Annotated in this window: 1 protein-coding gene; it reads left to right on the plus strand. The window is 64.5% G+C overall.

Features of this window, described 5'->3' with window-relative positions; all coding sequences use genetic code 11:
• Nucleotides 1-400 (plus strand): hypothetical protein (locus tag I6F37_RS43190; RefSeq protein ID WP_225154861.1); only part of this gene is annotated, 400 nt, incomplete at both ends.

Raw genomic sequence — 400 nt, forward strand, 5'->3', positions numbered from 1 at the left:
GCCTGGAACGGAACGGCGCGCCCGGCGAGCATCCTCGAGACGCCTGGCGGCGATCTCTTCCGGCTGGACCTCACTGACAAGAGCCTATCCACGGCACACCACGGGCTCGTCATTGCCGACACCGGGAGCGGTAAGTCCTTCGCTCTCGCAAGCCTTTTCCTCGACGGGCTCGCCGCTGGCCACGAAGCGATCCTCGTCGACAACGGCTCGTCCTGGGAACCGCTCACCTCGCTTCTGGGCGGGGTCCACCTTCCGATCGACATTCGCACTTCGATCTCACCGTTCGTGCCGTACCCCGAGATGCTCGAATCGGATGGCTCGTTCTCGAGCGAGGAGCTGCAGGATGTCGTGACGTTCCTGCAGGTCTGCATCACCGAGCCTGGGGCTCCTGGGTTCGACA

It is taken from the genome of Bradyrhizobium sp. NBAIM08 (assembly GCF_020193935.1).
Lineage (GTDB): Bacteria > Pseudomonadota > Alphaproteobacteria > Rhizobiales > Xanthobacteraceae > Bradyrhizobium > Bradyrhizobium yuanmingense.